Origin of the sequence: Kitasatospora sp. MAA19 (assembly GCF_029894125.1) — a bacterium.
Classification (GTDB): Bacteria; Actinomycetota; Actinomycetes; order Streptomycetales; family Streptomycetaceae; genus Kitasatospora.
In genome coordinates this window covers 1-22,275 of record NZ_JARXYZ010000036.1, presented here as the reverse complement: position 1 = coordinate 22,275, position 22,275 = coordinate 1, and the positions used below count along the sequence as shown (strand labels likewise).

15 protein-coding genes are annotated in these 22,275 nt (G+C 71.7%); 6 read left to right on the top strand and 9 right to left on the bottom strand.

Annotated elements, in window-relative coordinates:
* Positions 1-40: 40 nt before the first annotated feature.
* The 3 genes from P3T27_RS34295 to P3T27_RS34285 all read right to left on the bottom strand — a co-directional run bounded on the left by P3T27_RS34295 (position 41) and on the right by P3T27_RS34285 (position 3,419).
* Positions 41-1,396 (bottom strand): hypothetical protein, encoded by a 1,356-nt coding sequence (locus tag P3T27_RS34295; protein WP_280685231.1) that lies wholly within the window; start codon positions 1,394-1,396, stop codon positions 41-43.
* Between the two features lie 166 nt (positions 1,397-1,562).
* Positions 1,563-2,792, bottom strand: coding sequence for a pyridoxal-phosphate dependent enzyme (locus P3T27_RS34290; protein WP_280685194.1), 1,230 nt, complete (start codon positions 2,790-2,792; stop codon positions 1,563-1,565).
* A 72-nt stretch (positions 2,793-2,864) separates the two neighbouring features.
* A complete protein-coding gene (locus tag P3T27_RS34285; protein WP_280685193.1) occupies positions 2,865-3,419 on the bottom strand; it encodes a YceI family protein in 555 nt (184 codons plus the stop codon).
* Between the two features lie 253 nt (positions 3,420-3,672).
* On the opposite strand from P3T27_RS34285, the gene P3T27_RS34280 reads away from it, so the two are divergent.
* Positions 3,673-4,056: a hypothetical protein gene (locus P3T27_RS34280; RefSeq protein WP_280685192.1), complete on the top strand. Its 384-nt coding sequence runs from the start codon at positions 3,673-3,675 to the stop codon at positions 4,054-4,056.
* A gap of 71 nt (positions 4,057-4,127) precedes the next feature.
* Here P3T27_RS34280 and P3T27_RS34275 read toward each other — a convergent pair whose 3' ends face one another.
* From P3T27_RS34275 to P3T27_RS34265, 3 genes are all read right to left on the bottom strand, one after another.
* Positions 4,128-6,866 (bottom strand): penicillin acylase family protein, encoded by a 2,739-nt coding sequence (locus P3T27_RS34275; protein WP_280685230.1) that lies wholly within the window; start codon positions 6,864-6,866, stop codon positions 4,128-4,130.
* 461 nt (positions 6,867-7,327) lie between these two features.
* On the bottom strand, positions 7,328-8,191 hold the full coding sequence (locus tag P3T27_RS34270) for a hypothetical protein (protein ID WP_280685191.1): 864 nt from the start codon (positions 8,189-8,191) through the stop codon (positions 7,328-7,330).
* Positions 8,192-8,848: 657 nt separating this feature from the next.
* Positions 8,849-9,580 (bottom strand): SDR family NAD(P)-dependent oxidoreductase, encoded by a 732-nt coding sequence (locus P3T27_RS34265; protein WP_280685190.1) that lies wholly within the window; start codon positions 9,578-9,580, stop codon positions 8,849-8,851.
* 95 nt (positions 9,581-9,675) lie between these two features.
* On the opposite strand from P3T27_RS34265, the gene P3T27_RS34260 reads away from it, so the two are divergent.
* Complete coding sequence (locus tag P3T27_RS34260; protein WP_280685189.1) at positions 9,676-10,527, top strand: LysR family transcriptional regulator; 852 nt, start codon at positions 9,676-9,678, stop codon at positions 10,525-10,527.
* 120 nt (positions 10,528-10,647) lie between these two features.
* Here the strand turns inward: P3T27_RS34260 and P3T27_RS34255 are convergent, their stop codons facing one another.
* Positions 10,648-12,198: a multicopper oxidase family protein gene (locus P3T27_RS34255; protein WP_280685188.1), complete on the bottom strand. Its 1,551-nt coding sequence runs from the start codon at positions 12,196-12,198 to the stop codon at positions 10,648-10,650.
* A gap of 965 nt (positions 12,199-13,163) precedes the next feature.
* Between P3T27_RS34255 and P3T27_RS34250 the strand changes: the two genes are divergently transcribed.
* The 4 genes from P3T27_RS34250 (at position 13,164) to P3T27_RS34235 (ending at position 16,478) form a co-directional block, all read left to right on the top strand.
* Positions 13,164-13,397 (top strand): hypothetical protein, encoded by a 234-nt coding sequence (locus tag P3T27_RS34250; RefSeq protein WP_280685187.1) that lies wholly within the window; start codon positions 13,164-13,166, stop codon positions 13,395-13,397.
* A 39-nt stretch (positions 13,398-13,436) separates the two neighbouring features.
* Positions 13,437-14,624 carry a flotillin family protein gene (locus P3T27_RS34245; protein WP_280685186.1) on the top strand — a complete coding sequence of 396 codons (1,188 nt, stop codon included), beginning with the start codon at positions 13,437-13,439 and terminating at the stop codon, positions 14,622-14,624.
* A 145-nt stretch (positions 14,625-14,769) separates the two neighbouring features.
* Positions 14,770-15,216 (top strand): hypothetical protein, encoded by a 447-nt coding sequence (locus P3T27_RS34240; RefSeq protein WP_280685185.1) that lies wholly within the window; start codon positions 14,770-14,772, stop codon positions 15,214-15,216.
* Positions 15,216-16,478 carry a hypothetical protein gene (locus tag P3T27_RS34235; RefSeq protein WP_280685184.1) on the top strand — a complete coding sequence of 421 codons (1,263 nt, stop codon included), beginning with the start codon at positions 15,216-15,218 and terminating at the stop codon, positions 16,476-16,478. The genes P3T27_RS34240 and P3T27_RS34235 overlap by 1 nt, the downstream gene beginning before the upstream one ends.
* 12 nt (positions 16,479-16,490) lie before the next feature.
* Here the strand turns inward: P3T27_RS34235 and P3T27_RS34230 are convergent, their stop codons facing one another.
* Positions 16,491-17,621 carry a serine hydrolase domain-containing protein gene (locus tag P3T27_RS34230; protein ID WP_280685182.1) on the bottom strand — a complete coding sequence of 377 codons (1,131 nt, stop codon included), beginning with the start codon at positions 17,619-17,621 and terminating at the stop codon, positions 16,491-16,493.
* A 313-nt stretch (positions 17,622-17,934) separates the two neighbouring features.
* Positions 17,935-22,275: amino acid adenylation domain-containing protein (locus tag P3T27_RS34225; protein WP_280685181.1), on the bottom strand; the 4,341-nt coding region annotated here is incomplete at its 5' end.

The following is a 22,275-nucleotide window of genomic DNA, read 5'->3' as shown; positions in this document are numbered from 1 at the left end:
GGGCGGGCGCCCTCGCGCGCCCGCCCCGGTGCCGTGGTGCTCAGTTCAGGGTGAACCAGGTGCTGCGGGACTTCTTCCACTCCGGGTGGGTGAGGTCCTTGGCGGCGGTGCCGTCGTTGTAGAGGTCGGCGGAGCCGTCGTCGGTGATCAGCTGGGCGCGGGAGCCGGGGGTGTCGAGGTTCGGCACGTCCGGGACGGCCTCCCAGGCGCCGGCGTCGCTGGTCGGCAGGTCGAGCAGCTTGACCGGCTTCGAGCCCGGCTGCCCGTTCCAGCGGTAGAGGGCGTACGGGGCGGAGTTGTCCTCGGCGGCCCAGGAGCCGGCCACGATCAGGTACTGGCCGAGGTCGTTGCGGCGCAGGTCGCGGATCGAGAGCCCGCCGAGGTCCAGCTCGATCGGCTCGCCGAAGGTCGCATGTGCGGCCGAACCGTCCAGCAGCGACGGGAGGTTGGTGACCGGCACGAGCAGCGCCCGGCCGCCGGTGACCGCCGGGGTGAGCGGCGCGCGGAAGCCGATGTACGCGGTGGTGCTGCTGCCGGGGGCGAACTCCAGGCCCTCGACGTTGAATCCGTCGATCTGCTTGGGAGCCTGCCCGTCCGCCGCGCCCGCGGCGAAGCCGTAGCGGTCTCCGTGGGCGGAGTCCCAGGCGATCAGGTCGTCGCGCAGGCCGTGGTACGAACCAGCCAGGGAGAGCTGGGTGTTGGCGCCCGAGCCGGTGACGGTGGTGGTGAACAGGGTGTGCCGGTCGGGCTTGACCTGGCCGTCCTTGTTGTTGCCGAGCGAGCCCGTCCAGTAGATGGTGTCGCCGACCCGGGTGGCGGCCTCGATGTCGATCTCCTTGGAGACGCCGAGTGCGTCGCTGAAGTCCCAGGTGCGGATCGGCGCACCGGAGTTGTTGCGGTCGTACAGCCGCAGCACGTTGGACTCGTCGTCGCCGACCAGGATGTAGCCGCCGCCCGCGTCCACCGCGGCCGAGGCGTCGCTGGAGCCGGTCAGGTAGCGGCTGGCGGCCGCGTACTGGACGGCGGGGGAGGCGGCGTAGTGCAGGGTGCGGGTGGCGGTCTTGCCGCCCAGGCCGGTGACCTTGATGGTGAGGTCGGTGTAGCCGACGCCCTGTGCGGCGACCGTCAGGGTGCGGGTGCCGCCGGTGCCGGTCACCGCCACGTCGCCGGTCCGCGCGACGGCGCTGCGGGTGCTCGCGGAGGCGGCGACGGTCAGCGCCGAGGCGGTGGCCCCGCTCTGCGCGACCGTGACGGCCACGGTCGGGTCGCCGGTGGCGCCGACGGCGCCGGACAGGTACCCGGCCGAGAAGGCGATGGTCGGAGTGCCGTAGGAGGCCGCGGCGGCCGGGACGACCGGCAGGGCGAGCACGGGCACCGCCGCGACGGCGACGGCCAGCGGCAGCAGACGGCGGGGAGAACGGGTCACGGTGACAGCCCTTCGACGCGCGGAGAGGACGGGGGCGGTGCGGATCCGGACCAGCCTGGGCGGCCCCGGCGAACGCCGACCCTCCGTCAGCGGACCGGGCGGCGAACAGCAGGCCTCCAACGCCGGTCGTCGGGGGTCAGCCGCGGATGCCGGCGGCGTGCAGTCGGTGGCGGACGTCCTCCCACTCCGGGGTGACCGGCTCGGTCGACCGGGTGCCGACGCCCCGGTCCTTGAAGCCGCTGGACGTCGACACGCAGACCACCGGACCGTCCACCGGGCCCTCGCCGTGCAGGCTGCGCAGCCCGGCGAGGCCGGCCGCCGCGGACAGTTCCGTCCAGAGCCCGGCTCGGGCCAGTTCGGACTGGGCGGCGGCGAGTTGGCCGTCGTCCAGGGCCAGCGCCCGGCCGCCGCTCGCGCGGACGGCGACCACGCCCCGGTAGCCGCTGACCGGGGAGCCGATCGAGTACGCCTCGCTCGGCCCCACCGCCACCCGCGCCGCCGGGAGGCCCTGGCGGACGGCCTGGGCGAGCGGCGCGCCGGCCGCGGACTCGCAGGCGTGGATGCGCGGCACCCGGTCGGCCAGGCCGAGTCGGTGCAGTTCGCTGAAGCCCTTCCAGACGCCGAAGAGGAGCTCCCCGTAGCCGGTCGGCACGAACACCGCGCCCGGTACGCCGATGTCCCGGAAGATTTCGTAGGCGACGGTCTTGTAGCCCTCGGGGCCGTACGCGTGCCCGGTGTGGGTGGCGGTCAGGTTGCTGACCGGGTGCAGGCCCAGCCGGTCGACGACCTGCCGCAGCAGCGGCCAGCGGGCCTCCCACGGCACCGGCAGCACCACCGCGCCGTAGGCGTTGAGGAACGCGTCGACGGCCGGCGGCAGGTCCGGCCCGGTGAACACCACGCAGCGCAGTCCGGCCCGGGCGGCGTAGGCGGCGGCGGAGGCGCCGTGGTTGCCGGAGGAGGCCACCGCGATCCCGGGCGCGCCGACGCCCACGGCCGCGCTGGTGGTGCAGCGGTTCAGCCGGTCCTTGTGGCTCCAGGTCGGGTTGCGGGCCTCGTCCTTGACGTACACCCCGGGTTCGAGCTCGACCAGCGGCGTGCCGCCCTCGCCCAGGCCCGGCGCGAGCAGCGGCGGCAGCAGCGGCGCCCACCGCTCCAGCCCGCCGCGTGGCGCCCCGGCGTCCGCCGCCGGGGCGAACAGGGCCGCCGCGTCGGCCTTCTGGTAGGCGTAGTCGACCTCGACGGGGTAGCCGAGGTCGGGCGTGCCGGTGCGCGGACAGCCTGCGGTGAGCGGGGGCCACAGCGGGTAGTCGAGGGTGGGATCGCCCAGGGAGCGCTGACCGGTTGCGAGGGAGCCGTCTGTCGCCATGTCAGGAGCTTAGGGCTTGTCCGACCGGCCCACCGCCGCCCGGTCCGGCGGAATTCCGGGTTCCGGCGGGCGCTACTGCTTCTGCCGGATGGCCGAGATGTCGAACTCCAGGACGACCTTGTCGCCGACCAGGACACCACCGCCCTCCAGCGCCGCGTTCCAGGTCACCCCGAAGTCCTTGCGGCTGATCGTCACCGCGCCCTCCAGGCCCACCCGCAGATTGCCGTAGGGGTCGACGGCGTTGCCCGTGTACTCGAAGTCGATGGTGACCGGGCGGGTGATGTCCTTGATGGTGAGGTCGCCGGTGACGCGGAAGTCGCTGCCGCCGTTCGGCTGGACCGCCGTGGTGACGAAGGTGATGGTCGGGAAGGTGGGTGCGTCCAGGAAGTCGTTGGTGCGCAGGTGCTGGTCACGCTGCTCGACGCCGGTGTCGATGCTCTCGGTCTGGACCGTCACCCGCGCGGTGGAGCGGGCCGGGTCGGCGCCGTCCAGGTGGGCGGCGCCCTCGAAGCTGTGGAACGCGCCGCGGACCTTGGTCACCATCGCGTGGCGTGCCACGAAGCCGATCCGGCTGTGGGCGGGGTCGAGGACGTAGTCCCCGGTGAGCTCGGGCAGGGAGACGGTCATGGTCGGCTTACCTCCTGGAGGTCTGCGAGGGGGCTGAGGGGTGCCTGAGGGGTGTCTGACTCTGGGGGGCTCCGACCTCGGTGGCGGTGCGTGCCCGGGTCGTTCCCGGACCACGCTAGGTGCTGCGCCCCGTCCCCGCCCGTCGAGTCCCGGGCCCGGTCCTTCCGGGCCCGGTCCTTCCGGGCGAGTGCCGACCGGGCGTGCCGGGCAGGCTCACCGGGACACCGGAGACGGACGACGAACAGGGGCCGGAATGGACACCGACATCAAGGCGATGGCCGACGCCGTGCGCGAGGCCAGGACGCGGATCCGCGAGGACGCCCTCCCGCGGGCCCGGGCGCGCCGCGACGACGTGCCCGAGGGTGACGAGGCCGCGCTGCTGGGCGCCCTCGCCGCGCTGGTGGACACCGTGGCGGAGCTGGCCGTCACCATCCACATGCGGATGGCCAGCCCCGACACCCGCACGGCGTACTGGAGGGCCGACCAGCGGCTGCGCGAGCAGGCCGAGAACCTGCGCGAGGACGAACGGAAGGTGGCCGCCAAGGCGGAGGAATCGGCGCGGCAGAAGGAGGCACGGCAGAAGGAGGCACGGCAGAAGGGCCTGCCGACGGAGAAGCAGCCGCCGAGGACGCCGTGACGGCGGGGACGACCGTGGCCGCCGGCGCCCCGCCCCCTCCGGGGCAGGGCGCCGGCGGCCGGCACAGTGGCTCACCGGTGGCCGGGGAACTGCACCACCTGCTGGTAGGTCGGCCGGTTCTGCCAGGTGGTCTTGGCGTCCGTGACCCCACCGAGCGGGCGCTGGATGATCGTGTCGGCGCACCACTGGTCGCCGGCCGAGCAGTCCGTGTCGCCCGGGTAGACCTGGGCCGGGGTCTGGGCGGCCGCCCGCTTCAGGGTGTCGAGTAGCACGCCCCGGCAGGCCGCCAGGTCGCCTCCGCCGCAGTACGGGCGGGCCAGCGGGCCGGCCACCTGGTCGCCGAGGACGGACCGCAGGTCCTTGTCCAGGTAGCTCCACCAGCCGTACTGGAAGGCCGAACCCTTGTGCGGGATGGCTTCGTTGGCGCTCACCGGGCCGCCGCCGGGGCCGGTCTGCCCGCCGGAGGGCGACTCGTTGATCTGCAGGGCGCCGGTCAGCGCGGTGAACAGCTGGTCCCCGAGACCGGGCCGCATCACGCCCTCGGCGACCAGCGGCCACCAGGCGTCCATGACGCGGATCGCGGTGGCGTCGGCGTAGCTGTGGCTGCCGGCCGAGGTCTCCTTCCGCTGGGCGCCGTCGGCCAGCCAGGCCTCCAGCTGCTGCAGCGCGGTGGCGGTGGCCGGGTCGGTGACCGGGGCGCTGCGCAGCACCCGGATCAGGTCGGGCAGGACGTCCTCGGCGCGCAGGTCGGCGAGGGCGGCGCTCTCCATGGCCTGGGTGAGCGAGACCCGGCTCGCCCTGCCGCCGTCCTTCAGCAGCGCCTTGACCCGGTCGTCGAGCAGGTTGCCGCGGTGCACCGAGCCGTTGCCGAAGCCGGCCGAGGTGAAGCCGTTGGCCTGCTTGTTGTTCCAGGAGATGTAGTAGTCCTGGTTGACGGACTGCGGGTGCTCGGCCGGTGGGGTGTACCGGGCGGTGTTGGTGGCGGGGTCGAAGTCGGCCCACTCGTAGGCCGGTTCGGCGCGCAGCGGCAGGCCTGCGTCGACGCCCGGGGCGCGGACGGGGTTGGTGCCGGAGTTGTAGTACGCGATGTCGCGCGAGTCGGCGTAGAACCAGTTGAAGGTGTAGTTGATGTCCTGCGCGGCCCGCTGGAAGCCCGCCGCGTCGTGCACCGCGCCGGGGTCGTTGAGCTCCTGGAAGCCGATGATGGAGTCCGCCTCGTGCCGGTAGGTGGAGCGCAGCGAGGTGAAGGCCACGGGCGCGCCGCCGACCGTGCCGCGGGCGGTGACCAGGCCGTACTTGGAGCGGTACATCACCAGGGTGTAGGAGCCGGCGGCGGTGGAGTCGGCGGTGGTCGGGTTCCAGGCGTTCTTGCGTTCCAGCCGGTCGAACGGGACGCACTGGCCGTGCCACAGGTAGGAGTTGGCGGCGGTGGTGGCCGGGGAGCCGTCGGTGGTGCAGAGCGGGACGGCGTAGGTGTCGGTGATGTCCTGCCCGGCGGAGGTGGCACTCCACGCGTAGTCCTGGCCGCGGCCGAGCTGCACGTAGAAGCTCAGGCCGGCGAAGGCCGCGCCGCGCGCGCTGATCCCGGGGCCCTGGATCTCCTCCAGCATGAGCAGCTGGGGGGCGAAGTAGCCGGTCTGCGGGCCGAAGACGGCGACGGGGTGGCCGTCGTCGGTGTGGGCGCCGGAGACCAGCAGGGCGTTGGACATGCCGTGTTTGGCACTGAGCAGGTTGCCGGGCAGCACGCCCGGTGCGGCGGTCTTCGCGGCGGTGCTGCCCGAGCCGGTGGCGTCGTAGATCATCCGCTCGGGGACCACCGAGCCGGGGTCGGGCAGGGCCTCGCCCTGCGGGGCGTCGGGCACCGTGGCGTACGGGAAGCTCTGCCCGTCGTGCAGGGTCTGGACGGCCTCCGGGTCGTCGGCCTCGCGCAGCGACTTCCAGACCGCGTCCCCGGCGTCCTTGCCGTAGCGGGCCTCGGCGGCCGACTTGACCTGGGCGGAGGCGAGTTCACCGCCGCCGCCGGAGCCGAACAGGGCGCCGACCACGGAGGCGAGGGCGACCAGGTCGGTGAGCTTGAACGGCTCGATCGACCCGGCGTTGGTGATCGGGTCGATGTGCCCGGTCAGGTCGTACTCGCCGGGGAAGGTGCGGCCGTTGTAGGCCTCCGTGACGTACTGGTTGATGCCGTCGAGGTAGGCGTTCGCGTCGGCGAGGGCCTGGGTGGCCCGGCCGCCGCGGGCCGCCAGGGCGTCGATCTGCTGCTGCAGTTCCGCCTCGGTGTACGGCGCGGCCTGCCAGAAGCTCTGCTCCAGCTGGCGGTTGGCGGCGGCGCCGCCCGCGAAGCCGGACAGCTGCCCGCGGCCCACGTGCCGGAACAGGTCCATCACCCAGAGCCGGTCCTGGGCGGCGGCGTAGCCCGCGCCGTACTCGGTGCCGTAGCGGGTGGTGCCGGTGATGTGCGGGACGCCGGTGGCCTTGTCACGGACGATGGTCACGTCGCTGCGCGGGCTGGTGGTGCTGGCCACCTGGTCGGCGGGGACGCCGAAGGAGGCGTCGTTGAAGAAGTCGCGCAGCTTGGCCTCGGTCAGGCCCGGGTAGCCGGAGGCGAGGGCCGAGTAGGGGCCGAGCTGGTCGTCGGTGTGAGCGGGGCGGCTGCCGAACATCTTGTTGAGCAGGATCTCCGCGAGGGTGGCGTTGCCGTTCTCGCCGGGCGGCAGGATGTCCGTGCAGCGGCCGCCGCAGTAGTCGGCCGCGGCGGCGGTGGTCGCCGTCGGGGCGGCGGGGGCGGCCGCGGTGGGTGTGGTGGTCAGGGCGGCGGTGACGAGCAGGGCCGACGCGAGGGCGGCGGCCGGGAAGCGGAGGGGGTGGGGGCGTAGGCGCAAGGGAGTTCCTCCGTCGAAGCCACGGGAAAGTCGACGGTAGGGGTGCTACTGGTCGGTTGGCTAGTGGCGTGCATGCCATTTTCTGTGCCGCGCAGGAGAGTTGACGGCCGGTGGCTGAGACGGAGCACCGTAGTTTGCGAGCGTGGCCGGGTGGACCCCTGGTCTGAGGGGTGGTGGTGCGCGTTAGTTTGCGAGAGCGGAGCACGATAGTTTGCGAGCTTCGTGACCGAGGGTGACATCGGCGAGAGCGCGGAGCCGGACAGGCGCTTGGCGATGAGCGTCTTGGTGAAGGCGTCACCCTGCTCGTGCCGTGGAGCCTGATCACCCCCGGAGGCAGTCACTCTCCAAGGTGATGGGATGGCGGGGCATGATGCTCGGCTCGTTGACCGTCACCAACCCCAGGGCAGAGCACGCTGTTCAGGCGGGGTCATGTCGGCGTCCAAGGCACGGAGCAAACCGTGCGTCAGCAGCAGCGCGGACAGAGCGAAATGGGGCTGGTAGCTGTACTCGGATGCACGGTGCGCTGCAAGGTGCCGGTTGAAGGTCAACTGGACATCGTCTGGCCCGAACACATCTCCCAACCCGACCACGACAAGGAATCGAACCAAGTCGTCGACAGACCGATGGCGCCATTCCATGTCTGAAGTGAGAACTTCAATCAGTGTTCTGTAGTGGCCGGACCCGGAGGGCCGGAATTCGGGGAACGCCTGCCGAACCCACGAGTTCCCGTGAGAGGTCATCAGCGTTTCGAGGACGTTTGCCGCCAGTGCCTGTGCGGCCTCGAAGTGGCCTGATCCGGACGCCCTGACAGCAGCACGAAGAAGCCTCACCGCATTCTTGAGGTGAGGGTGGGCGACCTTGTCGAGGCTTGTGATCACGTCGGCCTGGATCTCGTCCCGATGGGCCTCCAGGATCTCCACCCTGTCGTCCGAGGAAGAGATCTCCAGCAGGGCGGTGATGACCTCGGGGGACGGTGCCCACGTGAGTGAAACTGCGTCATCGGCACTGATCTGGATCAACTTTTTCCATCGACTCGGATGGATGTGGCGCAGGTTTTCGGGAAGGCACATGGAAAGAAACCTCCACATGTCCTCGTAAGGCTTGGGCTGTGCTCTGGCGGCATCACGAATTAGTTCGGCCTTGGGGGCGAGATGTTTCTCGTTGAGCTCTCCCATCGCAAAGGCCCCGATGGAGCCGATGTCCGTCGGCAACCGCTCCATGTAGAACTGGCTGTTCGATCCTCCCTGTGGCATGGGCAGAGCATGCCATGACCCGGCGGGTAGTGGGACTTCCGAGGGCTCGGGTGAACCATCACGCAACTGGCTTCGAGAGCAAAGGAGTTCGTTCTCCTCGGCGGCCGGGACGGGCAGGGCGACGTGACGCTCCTCATCGCCCCGGGTTTCGGCCGGCCCTGCGCCGCTCGTCCACCGCCGGTCGCCGAGGGCGGCGCTGCCACGACGTGACCCACCGTCGCCGCCAGGCCTCGGCCAGGCCCAACTCCTCCTGCACCGGCCCGTCTTCCGCGTACGGCACGAACAGCTCGTCCAGCCCGCACGAGTCGGACCGGATCACCGACCGCGTCGAAGTACCCATGGCACCACTCGACCAGCACCGCGTACGCGCCATGCCCAGATCACCGGAACTGTCTGTCATGTGCCGTGACACGGTAGTTGGAACCACGGGGGTGTGGTGACCTTGCGATCCGGATCTCGTGGGTCACGCTTGTTGGAACCACATGGTCACGCTGCTTGCAACCTGCGGTGAATTGCCATTCATGTTGGAACCAGTAGCAGTACGCAGCGTTGCCTCGGCCGCCGATGCGTTGGCCGGGACGGCCGCCACATTGATGAACCTGTTCGAGCCCTGCGGGCGAAGGCGCCTCACCCAGCGGGTGATGACCGCCGTGCACTTCACCAGGGCACGACGCCGGCGTCCTCGAAGAACTGGCCGGTCGGTCCGTCGTCGGGCAGGGTCGCGAGCTTGATGGCGATCGCCGCGCCCTGTTCGGGGGTGCGCACGCCACGGAAGCCGTTGAGGTCGGTGGCGACGTAGCCGGGGCAGCCGACGTTGATCAGGATGTTCGTGCCACTCAACTCCCGGACGTACTGGAGGGTGACGGCGTTCAGGAACGTCTTCGAGGGGGCGTACGCCACAGCCACCGGACCCGACGTCAGCTCGGCAGCGGTTCCTGCCTGCCGGGTGAGGGAGCCGACGCTGCTGGACATGTTCACGATCCGCGGCGAGGCAGAACGGCGCAGCAGCGGCAGCATCGCGTTGGTGACGCGGATGACGCCGATCACGTTGGTCTCCACGACCGTGCGGATGGTCGCGGGATGGACCTGAGTGGGCTCCTGCGGCATGCCGCCGGTGATGGCGGCGTTGTTGACGAGCACGTCGAGGCGCCCGGCCTGCTCCTCGATCAGCCGTGCGGCGGCTGTCGCGCTCGCGTCGTCGGTCACGTCCAGCGGTACACCGAAGGCGTCCACGCCGGCCGCGCGCAGTTGCTCCACCGCGACCTTGCGGCGCTGCTCGTCGCGGGCCCCGACGCCGACGCGCCAGCCAAGGGCGCCCAGGCCTGCGGCGATCTCGTAGCCGATTCCCTTGTTCGCGCCGGTGACCAGCGCAATCGTCTGTTCGCTCATAGGGACCATGCTGCCGTCGGAGCCCAACGGGGGTCCAACACCGATCAGGTGGGCATCGATACCGTCCAGGTATTGATCCGGAGTAGCGTGATTGCATGGAAACCCGGGAACTGCGCTACTTCGTGGCCGTCGCCGAAGAGCTGCACTTCGCCCGCGCCGCGCAGCGGCTCGGGATCGCACAGCCGCCTTTGTCACGGGCGATCCAGAAGCTCGAACGCCGGCTCGGAACAGCGCTGCTGGATCGGACCAGCCGCACCGTCACGCTGACCGAGGCCGGCTCGGTGCTGTTGGTCGAGGGGCGGGCGGCCCTGGACGCGGTCGACGCCGCCGAGCGCCGGACGCGCCGCGCCGCCCTGTCCGCGACCGGCCGTCCCGGCCTCGTTCTGGTGACGAAAGCCAGCGCGTCCCGTGAACTGCTGGCGAAACTGCTCGACGCGTACGCCGCCGAACCCGGCGCAGTCCCCGTCGACGTCATCCTGTGCGGCCCGGCCGAGCAGGCACGACTCCTGCGCGAGGGCCGGGCCGACGTGGCGCTGCTGCACCGGCCGTTCGACTCGACGGACGGGTTCCACACCGAGGAGCTCGGCACGGAGGGCCAGGTGGTGGTCCTGCCGGCCGGGCATCCGCTCACCGTCCGCGCCCAGGTGCACATGGCCGACATCACCGGCCTGCCGGGCCTGCCTCTGCCACGCTGGCCCGACCCCGACGGCACCTACCCGCCCGGCCCCGGCCCGCTGGTCCGCGACCACGCACAGTTGCTGCAGCTCGTCGCGCTCGGCCGAGCCTGCGCGGTCTCACCGGAGTCGTGCCGAGCCCAACTGCACGGTGACCTCGCCGCCGTGCCCGTGCTGGACGCGCCAGCAGTCACCACCGTCATCGCCTGGCCCCCGCACAGCCGGTCCAGAGCCGTCGCCGACCTTGTCCGGACTGCGACACGTCTCCACTAGCTCCAACATGCCTGGCCAGGTTCCACCTATCGTGGCGTCATCGCCGCGCACTGCGCGTGCCCTGGCATCGATTGAGATCGACCACGACGCTTCGTGCAGGAGACGCAATCTGACACAGGGTCACCGAGTGGCCGTTGATTCGCCACACCGACGGGCGCGATTCCGGATCCACCGCCGCCCCGAGCTCCGGCGGCGGCCCGCATGGTGGAACCGGTTGCGCCGTCGCCGTCGACCGGCTCTGGACGCTGACGCTCCGGAGAACGGGTACGAGTCGGCGGAGGCCTCGTCCGACTCCTGGGCGGGGTCTTCCGATGCCGCGGGCAGCACGTCGATCCGGCCCATCTGGCCGTGCGAGGAGTGCACCATGTGGTGGCAGTGATAGACGTACTCGCCCGGATAGTCGCCCCAGGTCATGGCGATCCGGACGGTCTCGCCCGGGTGGACCGCGACGGTGTCCTTCAGCCCGGCCTCGGCCGGGCCGACCGGCTCCCCGTCACGGTCCAGCACGCGGAACCGCACCAGGTGGGTGTGGAAGGAGTGGGGGGCGTGGAAGACCCCGGCCGGCCGGCTGGTGAGGCGATTGTGGATCGTCCAGATCTCGCTGGTGCCGACGGTGGTCCGCACGTCGGTCCGGTCCGGGTCGTACTTACGCCCGTTGATCCTGGTGTTCGGGAAGGTCGCCAGCGAGAACTCCCGGTGCACCGTCGCCTGCGGGATCGGCGGCAGGGTGGCCAGGACATCCGGTATCCGGCTTTTGTCCTCGGCCGTCCGGGTGATGTCGAAGCGCAGCACCTCGGGCCGCTCGGTCTCCAGCGCGGCCGTGTTCTCCAGCACCACCGACCCGCCGACCGGGTAGCGGGCGAAGTCGACCACGATCTCGGCGCGTTCCGCGCCGGCCAGGGTCAGCTCGTCCAACTTCACCGGCTCGGCGAGCAGTCCGCCGTCGGAGGCGATCTGGGTGAACGGTTCGCCGTTGGCGAGGCGCAGCGATATGTGGCGGTTGGGCGAGACGTTGAAGACCCGCAGACGGTACTTGCACGCCGCCACCTCGAAGTAGGGCCGCTCCTTGCCGTTGACCAGCATGTGCGGGCACGCGTACGGGTCGGTGTAGACCAGCCTGCCGTCGGTCTCGATCCGGGCGTCCCGGATCAGCAGCGGGATGTCGAACTCGCCCTTCGGCAGCGGCAGGCCGCTCTCGTGCGGGTCGCTGAGCAGGTAGGCGCCGGCCAGGCCGCGGTAGACGTTCTCGGCCTCCAGCTGGTGCGCGTGATCGTGGTACCAGAGCGAGGCGGCCACCTGGTCGTTGGGGTAGCGGTACTCGCGGGTCTCGCCGGGCTCGATGAGGTCCATCGGCAGGCCGTCGTACCGCGACTGCACATGGCCGCCGTGCAGGTGGACGGAGGTGTGCACGCTCAGGTCGTTGGTCTGCTGGACCACCACCTCCCGTCCCTTGACCGCCCGGATGGTCGGACCGGGGAAGCTGCCGCCGTAGGTCTGGACGGTGGTCAGCAGCCCCTTGACGATCTCCACCCGGGTCTCGGCCATCCGCAGCCGGTACAGGTCCGAGGAGTCCGTCCGCGACACCGGACTCAGCACCGGGGGCACCGGCATGGCGTGCGCGAAGGGGACGATCCGGGCGACCGACCGCTCGGGCTCCGACCCGGCCGGCATGGTCGGCGGGGCTGGTAGCGCGAGGGACGAGGCCCGGACCCCGCCCGGTGCGCGGTCCCATGGGAAGAGAGCCGCCGGGCCGCCTATGGCGGCGGCTTTCAAAAGGTCTCGTCGGTTCAGCATTCCCGGTCTCTCCGTCCAGGGCTCGGCGGTCGGTACGCCGCCGGGCCAGTGGTCGCCGGTCGTGGCTTCCGGCGGCCCTGCTCGGTGGCCGCCGCGCCTACGACGGTGCGCGGGCCGATGGTGTCGGACCATGGTGTCGACGACACGTTCCGTCACCGCCCGTTGGCTCAGTATCGTCGAGCTTCGCGCGCTCCGCATCGCGACCGCACCTGCCCGGGCCAGGACTCCATTCGCGCCCGAACTCGCGCCGGAGCAGGTCTTCCGTCCGGCAGCGCTTGCGCGGGTCGGCAAGCCCGCGGACGGGATACGGACGACGGGTTCGCCGCCCGCGCGGCAGCACATCCCGTTCCGGAGCACTCGATCCGCGCCGCCGGGGCGTGTACCGACGTGATCGGGCGCATCTGTCGGCCCGCATCCGACCTCGGGGGAAGGCGCTCGGCAACTGGCGCGCCGACCAACAGCGCCACGATCCGACGTCTCGGGTGCTTCGCCACAACACTGTCCAGATGGTCGGCTGTTCGCCTCGGAGGCCGCCTTCACCGGTCCGGTCACCGCCGCGGCCTGCGCCGGCCGGACCGCCCAGGCGCCGGTGTCGGCCTCGGGCGGGCACGCGTAGCACCCCGCGGTGCCAGGGCCGGCCGGATCCGCCCGCCGGCCCTGGCCGACCGCTGCCGGAGTACCGTGGAAGAGGTCGAGGCACCGCCGCCGTCGGCGGTTGCCACAGTGCCCTCGACCCGTGGCGAGCCCGGCGGCCCCGGCGGCGCCGGCCCTTCGGGGGCGGTGGTGGCCGGTGACCGTCCACGGTTCACGTGCGGCGGACGTGGTGACCGGAGGCGCCGGTGGTGCGAGAGAACGTTCCCGCGGTCGACGAGTCCCGGCAGAGCCCGGTCGGAGCCGTCGGCAAGGTGACGGTGCCCATTCCTCCGGGCGGTCCGGGCGAGGTCCTGGTCGCCCTCCGGGGCGGTTCGGAGGTGTTCGCGGCCTGGTGCTCGGAGCCGGTCGGCCGGGACGCCCGGGTGGTCGTGGTGGACGAGATCTCGGCCCGGTCGGTGATCGTCGAGCGTCTGCCGCCGTAGGCCTTCTCTTTCGAATCCCAGCAGGTCAGGTGGTCGATCATGTTCTTCTGGCACGTTCCCGCGCCCAACGAGGCGATGCTCATCTCCGGGTCCAAGCACCAGGCGCAGGACACCCAGTTCCGCATCGTCACCGGCCACGGCAGCCTCGTGCTGCCGGTCAAGCAGAAGGTCCGCATGCTCTCCCTGGCCCTGCGGGAGGCGGAGATCGCCGAGGACTGCGTGACCCAGCAGGGGATCCGGCTCACCGTGCGGGCGGTCTGCGTGTTCAAGGTCGGGGACGACGCCGTGTCGATCGCCAACGCCGCCCGCCGCTTCCTCTCGGAGCAGGACCAGATGGAGGAGCTCGTCGGCCGGATCTTCGCCGGCCACCTGCGGTCGATCATCGGTGGGCTGACCGTCGAGCAGATCATCCGGGAGCGCAGCAGGGTCGCCCAGGAGGTGATGGCGGGCAGCCACGGCGAGATGGAGAAGCTCGGCATCGTGGTCGACGCGCTGCAGATCCAGGAGATCGAGGACTCGACCGGGTACATCGACAACCTCGCCGCGCCGCACGCGGCGGCGGTCGCCAGCCAGGCCCGGATCGCCCAGGCCAAGGCGGACCAGGAGGCCACCGAGCGGGAGCAGCAGGCGGCCGCGCTGAAGGCCGAGTACGAGCGCGACACCGCGATCAAGCGGGCCGGGTTCCTCGCCGAGACGGAGCAGTCCAGGGCCCGCGCGGCCCAGGCCGGCCCGCTGGCCGAGGCCCGGGCCTCCCAGGACGTGATCGAGGAGCAGACCGCGCTCGCCCAGCGCCGGGCCGCGCTGGCGGCGCAGCAGCTGGAGGCCGAGGTGCGGCGCCCGGCGGACGCCGAGGCGTACCGCCAGCGGACGCTGGCCGAGGCCGGCCGCGACCGGATGAAGTTCGAGGCGGACGGCAGCGCCTACCGCGAGCGGGCGCTCGCCCAGGCGCAGGCGGACGCCAACACCGCCCGGGCCGACTCGCTGCGCGGCGGCAACCAGGAGCTCATCGCGGCCAACCGGATCGTGGAGAACCTCCCGGCCCTCGCGGACGCGGCGGCCCGGGGCATGTCCGGCGCCGAGCTCACCGTTCTCAACGGCAGCGACGGCGTCAACCAGATGGCGGCGGGCATCGTGAGCCAGGGCCTCGCGATCCTGCACTCCCTCCAGCACACGACGGGACCGCACGGCGACGGCAAGCCCGCGCCGCGCATCCAGGAACGCGCCTGAACCCGTCGGATCGGGACGGCGACGACGCGGTACGCGCCCCTGAGGGGTGGAGTCGACGTCAACGAGGCGTCAGGGCGGGGGCGGTGATCGTTGGGATGTCGTCAAGAACAGGCGGACCGGCGCCGAACGCCGGTGAGCTGGACGGATGCCGACTCCTCCCACGCCCGACGTCCCCGGCCCTACCGGCGGATACCGCAACGCGCCCACCGGGGTCCCCCCGTACACCGGGCCGCCGGTACCGCCGCTGCCGACCCTCGACGGCACCCTGGTGGTCGACTTCGCCCTGCTCGGCAAGGCCGGGGTGGACGCGGGCAACGCGGCCGACAGCATGAGCACCGCGTGGACGGCCCTGAGCGCCGCCGCCCTGTTCGGTGCGGCGCCCTGGGGGGACGACCCGGCCCTCGGGCAGGGCTTCGACCAGGTCTTCGCGCAGCCGCGGGACGACCTGTTGAAGGCGGTTCAGGCGCTGCCGGACACCCTGAAGCACCTCGCCGAAGCCCTCGGCGGCGCCCACAGCACGTTCAGGAGCGCCGACGAGCACGCCACGGAACTCGCCGCGTCGTTCCCGTCGGCCGTCCCCGGCGGTGCGTGATGGCGGTCGACGCCCCCAACGCCTCCCTGCCGGACGGACTGCAGAACCTGCTGATGATCCTGGTCGGCAACAAGTGGCCCACCGGGAACGAGACCGCGCTGCGGGCCGAGGCCGAGGCGTGGAAGGCGGCGGGCGACGCCATCCGCACCTGTATCAAGGACCTGGCCGACACCAAGGCCCAGCTCGACCAGGGGCTGACCGGCGTCACCAAGGACTCCTTCGACGCCTACCTGGCCCGCCTCGCCATCGGCGACGACGCCGCGATGCCGCTCATCGCCCAGTGCTGCGACGCCGCCGCCGACGCGCTGAACAACCTGGCGAACCAGATCGAGACCCTGCGGATCGAGATCATCGGTGCGCTGGTGGTGCTCTTCGTCCAGTTGGCGATCGACGCCGCCCTGTTCCTGTTCGGCGGCGCGGAGGCGGCGCCCGTGGAGATCGCCTTCACCAGGGCCCTCGTGCTGGCGTTCCTGCGCAAGGCGCTGATCAGCGCGGTGACCCGGGTCGCCGAGTCGGTGCTGGCCCAGGTCGGCTTCGACCTGTTGGCCCAGGTGATCGAGCTGGGCCAGCACCACCGCACGTCGATCGACGGATCGGAGCTGGGCACCGCCGCCGTCAACGGCGCGATCGGCGGCGCGGTCGGCTTCGGTGCGGGGCTGCTCGGCAAGGGGCTCGGCACGGGCCTGGGGAAGGGCCTGGGGAAGGGTTTCACCGGGCTGACCGGCCATGCGCCGGGCGCGTTCGCCAAGGGCGCGGCCGGTCTGGTCTGGAACACCGGCTACGGGGCGCTCACCGGCATGGCCGAGGGCGCCGCACAGGACGCGGCGTTCGGACTGTCGGGCGACTGGGTCTCCGGCGCGGCCAACGGCGCGTTCGCCGGGGCGTGGGGTACGCGGCACGGCGCGATGAACCCCGGGAACAAGTTCTCGATCTCACCGGCCGACCACATCGAGTCCTGGCTGAACAACCGGTGGCTGAGCCCACGGCCGCCGGTCGGCGGCACGACCGGGCACGGGGACATCGAGCTCGGACCGGTCGACAAGCCCCTGCCGCCACTACCCCCGCCGCACCTCGACAAGCCGCTCCCGTCGCTCCCACCACCGGACCCGCATTCTGCTCCTCCCGTGCTGCCACCCCTGGACCTGGGACCGGACCTGCCGACGCACCTGTTCGACCCGACCCCACCCCCGAGCCCGCACCCGAGGACCATCTCGGACCACATCCTGGAGCAGCTCACCGCGCCACAGCCCGGCCTGATCTGACGTGACGTCAGATCAGCCGCACAAGGCCGTGTCCACGGCGTCCTCCAGGTGCTGCGCGGCGGCGGTCGGGGGGATCGTGGTCACCGTGATGCTCGCGGCACGGCCGGCCTCGGTGACGCCGCCACGGGTCCGGTATCCCGGAGTGGTGCCGCCGTGCCCCCAGTACACGCCGCCACACGACAGCGGCATGCTCTCCAGGCCCAGCCCGTACCGGATTCCGGGGCCCAGCTCGTCGGCGGGGACGGTGGTGCGCATCTGGGCGAGCTGAGCCGGGGCGAGGAGGCGACCGCCGAGGAGCGCGGTGTAGAACCGGTTGAGGTCGGTGTTGGTGGAGACGATCGCACCGGTGGCCCAGGCCATGGACGAGTCCATCTCCGTGAAGTCGTGCAGGGATCCGTCGGCCGGGTTCCGGAAATAGCCCTCGGGGTGGGCCTCGTGGACGGTGAGGTCCCCGGGGGTGGGGAAGTAGGTGTGGCGCAGCCCGATCTCGTCGATCACGCGGCGGGTGATCTCCTCGCCGACGGGCCGGCCGGTGACCTTCTGAATGATCAGGCCGGCGACCAGGTAATTCGTGTTGCTGTACTCCCACTTCGCGCCCGGGGTGAAGTCGGCCTTGCTCGCCAGGGCCATGTCGACGAGTTCGCGGGGCTCGGAGTACCGGTACTGAACAGCGGTGAAGTCCGCCATCTGCGGGGAGGCCATGTAGTCGGGAAGCCCACTGGTGTGCTGGAGAAGCTGGCGCACCGTGATGTGACGCCCGTCGATCCCGTCCCCGCGCAGCAGGCCGGGCAGGTAGGTGTCGACGGCGGCGTCCAGGTCGATCCGCTGCTCGCCGACGAGCTGCAGCACGACCACGGCGGTGAACGTCTTGGTGCTGCTGCCGATCCGTACCTGCCCGTCCTCGGGCACCTTCGCCTTGGTGGCGAGGTCGGCGACCCCGGCGGTGTAGGTGCGGGTCCGGCCGTCGCGGCCCTTGACGGCGGCCAGCGCGGCGGGCAGGCCGTCGTCCCGCACCAGCGCGTTCAGGCTCCGTTGAACGCCGTCCGGCCTGGACACGGCGGTGGCGGACGCGGCCGTTGCGGAAGGCGGCGCGAGCACTCCGACCGTCAGGATGCCGGCGACCACGGCGAGTGCGGTCGACACGGTCCTGCGTCGACCGCCCTGCCGAGGGCGGAGGGAACGGAAGCGGGTCGGTGCGTGCTCGTACACGGGACAACTCCTGTGGGATCGCCGGGACATGTGTGCCGTACCCAGCATCTCCGGGGACGCCCGCCCGGGGTGAGCCGGTCATCCCCCCGACTCCGGGTGTGGATAACCCCACCAGGTCGAGCGCCGAGTGCACCGTGTCCGGCGGACCCGCCGGGACCGCCTCGGCCGTCGGCGAACGCCGTGGGCCCCGCTCGGAGGAGCGGGGCCCACGGCGTTCGGGTCGGCGGGGGCGACGGTGGGTGTGGTGTCAGCGCTCCTCGGCGGTGAACTCGTTGATGGCACGGGCGATCTCGGCCAGGTGGCGGGGGTCCATCAGCCCGTGGTGGGTGGCGTCGAGGTCGCGGTCGATGATGCGGCCGTCGATGTGGGGGCCCCACGCGGTCGCGGACGGGGTGCCCTCGGGCCGCTCGCGGGTGGCGGTGAAGAACAGCACGTCGCTTCGGACGTGGCCGGGATCGAAGGCCCGCATCATCCGGGTGTGGCGCTCCCAGGCGTCTCCCATCGCGGCGAGGTCGTCGGCCGTGAAGGCCGAGGCCGAACTGTCCACCAGGGTCTGCAGCACCTCGTCCCGGTCGAGCGGCCTGCCCTCGGGGCTCGGGCGTTCGGCCTCGAACATCTCCAGGAAGAGCTCCAGGGTCTCCTGTTCGTCCCGCTCCACGCCCTTCACGGTGTACGTCGCGTACGGGTAGGCGTCCATGATGACGAGCAGGGCCACCTCCTCGCCGAGCTCCTGGAGGCGGCTCGCGACGGCGTGCACCACCAGGCCGCCGAAGGAGTGGCCGAGCAGGTGGTACGGGCCGGACGGCTGGATCCGGCGGATGTGGGCCACGTAGTCGGCCGCCATCTGCTCGACGCTGTCCGGCAGTTCGTCGTTCCGGGTGAGGCTGCGCGCCTGGAGGGCGTACAGCGGCCGGCCGGGCAGGTAGGGGAGCAGGCGGCTGTAGCCGAGGGCGACGCCGTACCCGGCGTGGACGCAGAACAGCGGCGGCAGCTCGCCCTCGCGGCGCAGCGGCATCAGTTCGGCGAACTTGTCGCCGAGCTCGCCGCCTGTCTTCAGCCGTTCCGCGAGACCGGCCACCGTGGGGGCCTCGAAGAGGTCCCGCAGGGCCACCTCCTCGCCGAGTGTGGTGCGGATGCGGCCGAGGAGACGGGTGGCGAGCAGGGAGTGCCCGCCGAGCTCGAAGAAGCTGTCGTCGATGCCGACCCGGGGACGTGCCAGGACCTCGGCGAACAGGGTGGCCAGCACCTCCTCCTGCGGGGTGCGTGGGGGGCGGCTGGACACCGGGGTGAGGTCGGGTGCGGGGAGGGCGTGGCGGTCGAGCTTGCCGTTGACGGTGAGGGGCAGGGCGTCGAGGGTGACGATGGCGGTGGGGACCGTGTATTCGGGGAGCCGGTCGGCCACGTGCGCCAGGACAGCGGTGGTGTCGAGGTCACCTGTGGGGACGGTGTAGGCGATGAGGCGCTTGTGGCCGGGGGTGTCTTCGCGGAGGAGGACGGTGGCCTGGGCGACGGTGGGGTGGGAGGCCAGCGCAGCCTCTACCTCGCCGAGTTCGATGCGGAAGCCGCGCAGTTTGATCTGCTGGTCGGCGCGGCCGGCGTATTCGAGTTCGCCGTGGTGGTTCCACTTGGCGAGGTCGCCGGTGCGGTACATGCGGCTGCCGGCTGGGCCGTGGGGGTCGGCGGTGAAGCGTTCGGCGGTGAGGGTGGGGTGGTGGTGGTAGCCGCGGGCGAGGCCGGAGCCGGCGAGGTAGAGCTCGCCGGTGGCGCCGGTCGGTACGGGGTGCAGGTGGGCGTCGAGGACGTAGGCGCGCATGGTGGTCAGTGGGCGGCCGATGGGTAGTGCGCTGGGGGTGTCGGTCACCGGGTGGGTGGTGGCGAAGGTGGTGGTTTCGGTGGGTCCGTAGCCGTTGATGATGGTGAGGCCGGGGCATGCTGCGCGGGCGCGGGTGGCGGCGGTGGGGGAGACGACGTCGCCGCCGGTCCAGAGCTGGTGGATGCCGCTGAGGCAGGCGGGGTTGTCGTCGGCGATGAGGGAGAAGAGTCCGGCGGTGAGCCAGAGGGCGGTGATGTCGTGTCTGGTGATGAGGTGGTGCAGGGTGGTGGTGGTGAGGTCTCCGGTGGGGGCGACGATGACGCTGCCGCCGTTGAGGAGCGGTACCCACAGTTCGAAGGTGGAGGCGTCGAAGGAGTGCGGGGAGTGGAACAGGACGCGTTGCATGGCGGGGGACGCGATGCGGTGGTCGGTGGCGAGCGCGATGACGTCGTGGTGGGTGACGGCCACGCCCTTGGGGCGGCCGGTGGAGCCGGAGGTGTACATCACGTACGCCAACTGCCGCCTATGGCAACGAATGTCGAGGCCCATGCCGCGCTCGCCATCGTCCGTGGTGAGGACGGTGAGGCCGAGTTCGGCGGCCTCGTCGCGTAGTGCGGTGTCGGTGAGGACGATGGTGGCGCCGGTCTCGGTGGTGATGGTCCGGCGGTGGGCGAGGGGGTAGCGGGGGTCGAGCGGGACGTAGCAGCCGCCGGCCTTGACGATGGCCAGCAGCGCGACGATCAGGTCGGCGGAGCGCTCCATCAGGACGGCGACGGCGGACTCGGTCCGGATGCCCTCGGCGATGAGGCGGTGGGCGAGGCCGTTGGCGCGGGCGTCCAGCTCGGCGTAGGTGAGTTCGGTGTCCCCGTACACGACTGCGACGGCGTCGGGCGTCCGTGCCACCTGGGCTGCGAACAGCTCGGGCAGCGTGCCTGTCACCGGCTCGGTGGCGGTGCCGTTCCAGTCGGTGAGGATCCGCTGCCGTTCCTGCGGGTTGAGGACCTCGATGCGTCCGAGGGGGCTGTCCGGGGCCGTTTCGAGCGCGTCGACCAGTCCTTCGAGGGCGGTGTGTAGCAGGTCGCACACCCGCTCGGCGTCGATCGGCGCCACCGCCTGTGCGGTGAGGGTGAACGCGGTGCCGAGGTCGTCGACCGACACGGTCAGCGGGTAGTTGGTGCGCTCCTCGTTGTGCAGGACCTCGATGCCCGGAGACCCGGCGTCCGTGACGGGCTGCCCGGCCTGGTGGCGGAAGTTGAGGAGCGTGGTGAAGAGCGGTGCGGAGCCGCCGATGCCGCTGGCCTGCTGGGCGAGCGCCAGCGGGGCGTGCTCGTGCGCCAGCAGGTCCGCGAGCTGCCCGCGCATCGCGCGCAGCGCCTGCGCGGTGCCGACGGTGGCCGTCGGCACCCGGACGGGCAGGGTGTTGATGAAGAGGCCAGGTGCCCGGTCGGCGCCGCTGCCTCCGCTCATCCGACCGAACAGCACGGTGCCGAACACCACGTCGTCTCGGTTCGAGGTCGCCGCGACCACGCGGGCCCAGACGGTGTGGAAGACGGTTGCCGGGCTGACTCCCAGCAGGCGGGCCTGCTCACGGACCCTGGTGGCGAGCTCGGCGTCCACGAGGCGCTGGGCCTCGGTCACGCCGGTCGCGCTCCCTCGGACGTCCGACAGGCCGAAGGGGGCGGTGGGTTCGGTGACGTCGCCGAGGAGCTTGGTGAAGAAGCGCTCGTGTTCCTCACGGGAGACCTGGAGCCGGGCCTGGGCGACGAACTCGCGGAACGGTACTGGCGGGCGCAGTTCGTCCAGCCGGCCGGCGAGCACGGCGTTGATCTCGCCGAGCAGCACCTCCAGGGCGGTGTGGTCCGTGGTGACGTGGTGCTGCTGGAGGAGCATGAGCCAGCGGTCACTGGTGGGTTCGGCGGCGATGTGGGCGCGGAGCAGCGGTGCGCGGGTGAGGTCCATGGTGGCCGCGCAGCGTGCGGTGAGCGCGGCGATCGGGTCGTCGCCGGTGATCTCGTGCTGCTGGACGGGGAGTTGGGCGTGGCGGGCGACGACCTGGACGGGTTCGGGCAGACCTTCCCAGAGGATGGCGGTGCGCAGGACGTCGTGGCGGTCGATGACGTGTTGGAGCGCGCCGAGGAAGGTGTCCAGCCGTTCGCGGGAGTCGAAGGTCAGTGTGGTCGGGATGACATAGGGGTCGCTGCCACCGGAGTTCATCAGATGGTGGAAGAGGATGCCTTCCTGGAGCGGGGCCAGGGGGTAGATGTCCGCGATGTTCGGCGCCCCGCCGGGGAAGGTCGCGGTGATCCGCGCGATCTCGTCGGTGGTGAGGTCGACCAGCGGCAGCATCGCGGGGGTGATCTCCTGCGCGTCGGCCGGGATGAGGTTCGGCGGCACCGCCACCTCACCCGTGCCGGCGGAGGCCGCGAGCCCGGCCACGGTCGGTGACGTGAACAGCGCGCGGATGTTCACCGGTACACCCCGGGCCCGCAGCCTCTCGACCAGCGAGATGGCGAGGAGGGAGTGCCCGCCGAGGGCGAAGAAGTCGTCGTCCAGGCCGACTTGGGAGACGCCGAGGATCTGGGCGAAGACCTCGCAGAGGATTTCCTCGCGTGCGGTGACGGGTGCGCGGTAGGTCGCTTCGGGCGTGTAGTCGGGTGCGGGGAGGGCGCGGCGGTCGAGCTTGCCGTTGACGGTGAGGGGGAGGGCGTCGAGGGTGACGATCGCTGCCGGGATCATGTATTCGGGGAGGGTGGCGGCGAGGTGGGCGCGCAGGGC

Excerpts from the sequence above, each read along its gene's own strand:
- P3T27_RS34290 (WP_280685194.1), bottom strand. The coding sequence starts at position 2,792 with ATGGCGACAGACGGCTCCCTCGCAACCGGTCAGCGCTCCCTGGGCGAT.
- P3T27_RS34285 (WP_280685193.1), bottom strand. The coding sequence starts at position 3,419 with ATGACCGTCTCCCTGCCCGAGCTCACCGGGGACTACGTCCTCGACCCC.
- P3T27_RS34280 (WP_280685192.1), top strand. The coding sequence starts at position 3,673 with ATGGACACCGACATCAAGGCGATGGCCGACGCCGTGCGCGAGGCCAGG.
- P3T27_RS34270 (WP_280685191.1), bottom strand. The coding sequence starts at position 8,191 with ATGCCACAGGGAGGATCGAACAGCCAGTTCTACATGGAGCGGTTGCCG.
- P3T27_RS34265 (WP_280685190.1), bottom strand. The coding sequence starts at position 9,580 with ATGAGCGAACAGACGATTGCGCTGGTCACCGGCGCGAACAAGGGAATC.
- P3T27_RS34260 (WP_280685189.1), top strand. The coding sequence starts at position 9,676 with ATGGAAACCCGGGAACTGCGCTACTTCGTGGCCGTCGCCGAAGAGCTG.
- P3T27_RS34255 (WP_280685188.1), bottom strand. The coding sequence starts at position 12,198 with ATGCCGGCCGGGTCGGAGCCCGAGCGGTCGGTCGCCCGGATCGTCCCC.
- P3T27_RS34245 (WP_280685186.1), top strand. The coding sequence starts at position 13,437 with ATGTTCTTCTGGCACGTTCCCGCGCCCAACGAGGCGATGCTCATCTCC.
- P3T27_RS34240 (WP_280685185.1), top strand. The coding sequence starts at position 14,770 with ATGCCGACTCCTCCCACGCCCGACGTCCCCGGCCCTACCGGCGGATAC.
- P3T27_RS34235 (WP_280685184.1), top strand. The coding sequence starts at position 15,216 with ATGGCGGTCGACGCCCCCAACGCCTCCCTGCCGGACGGACTGCAGAAC.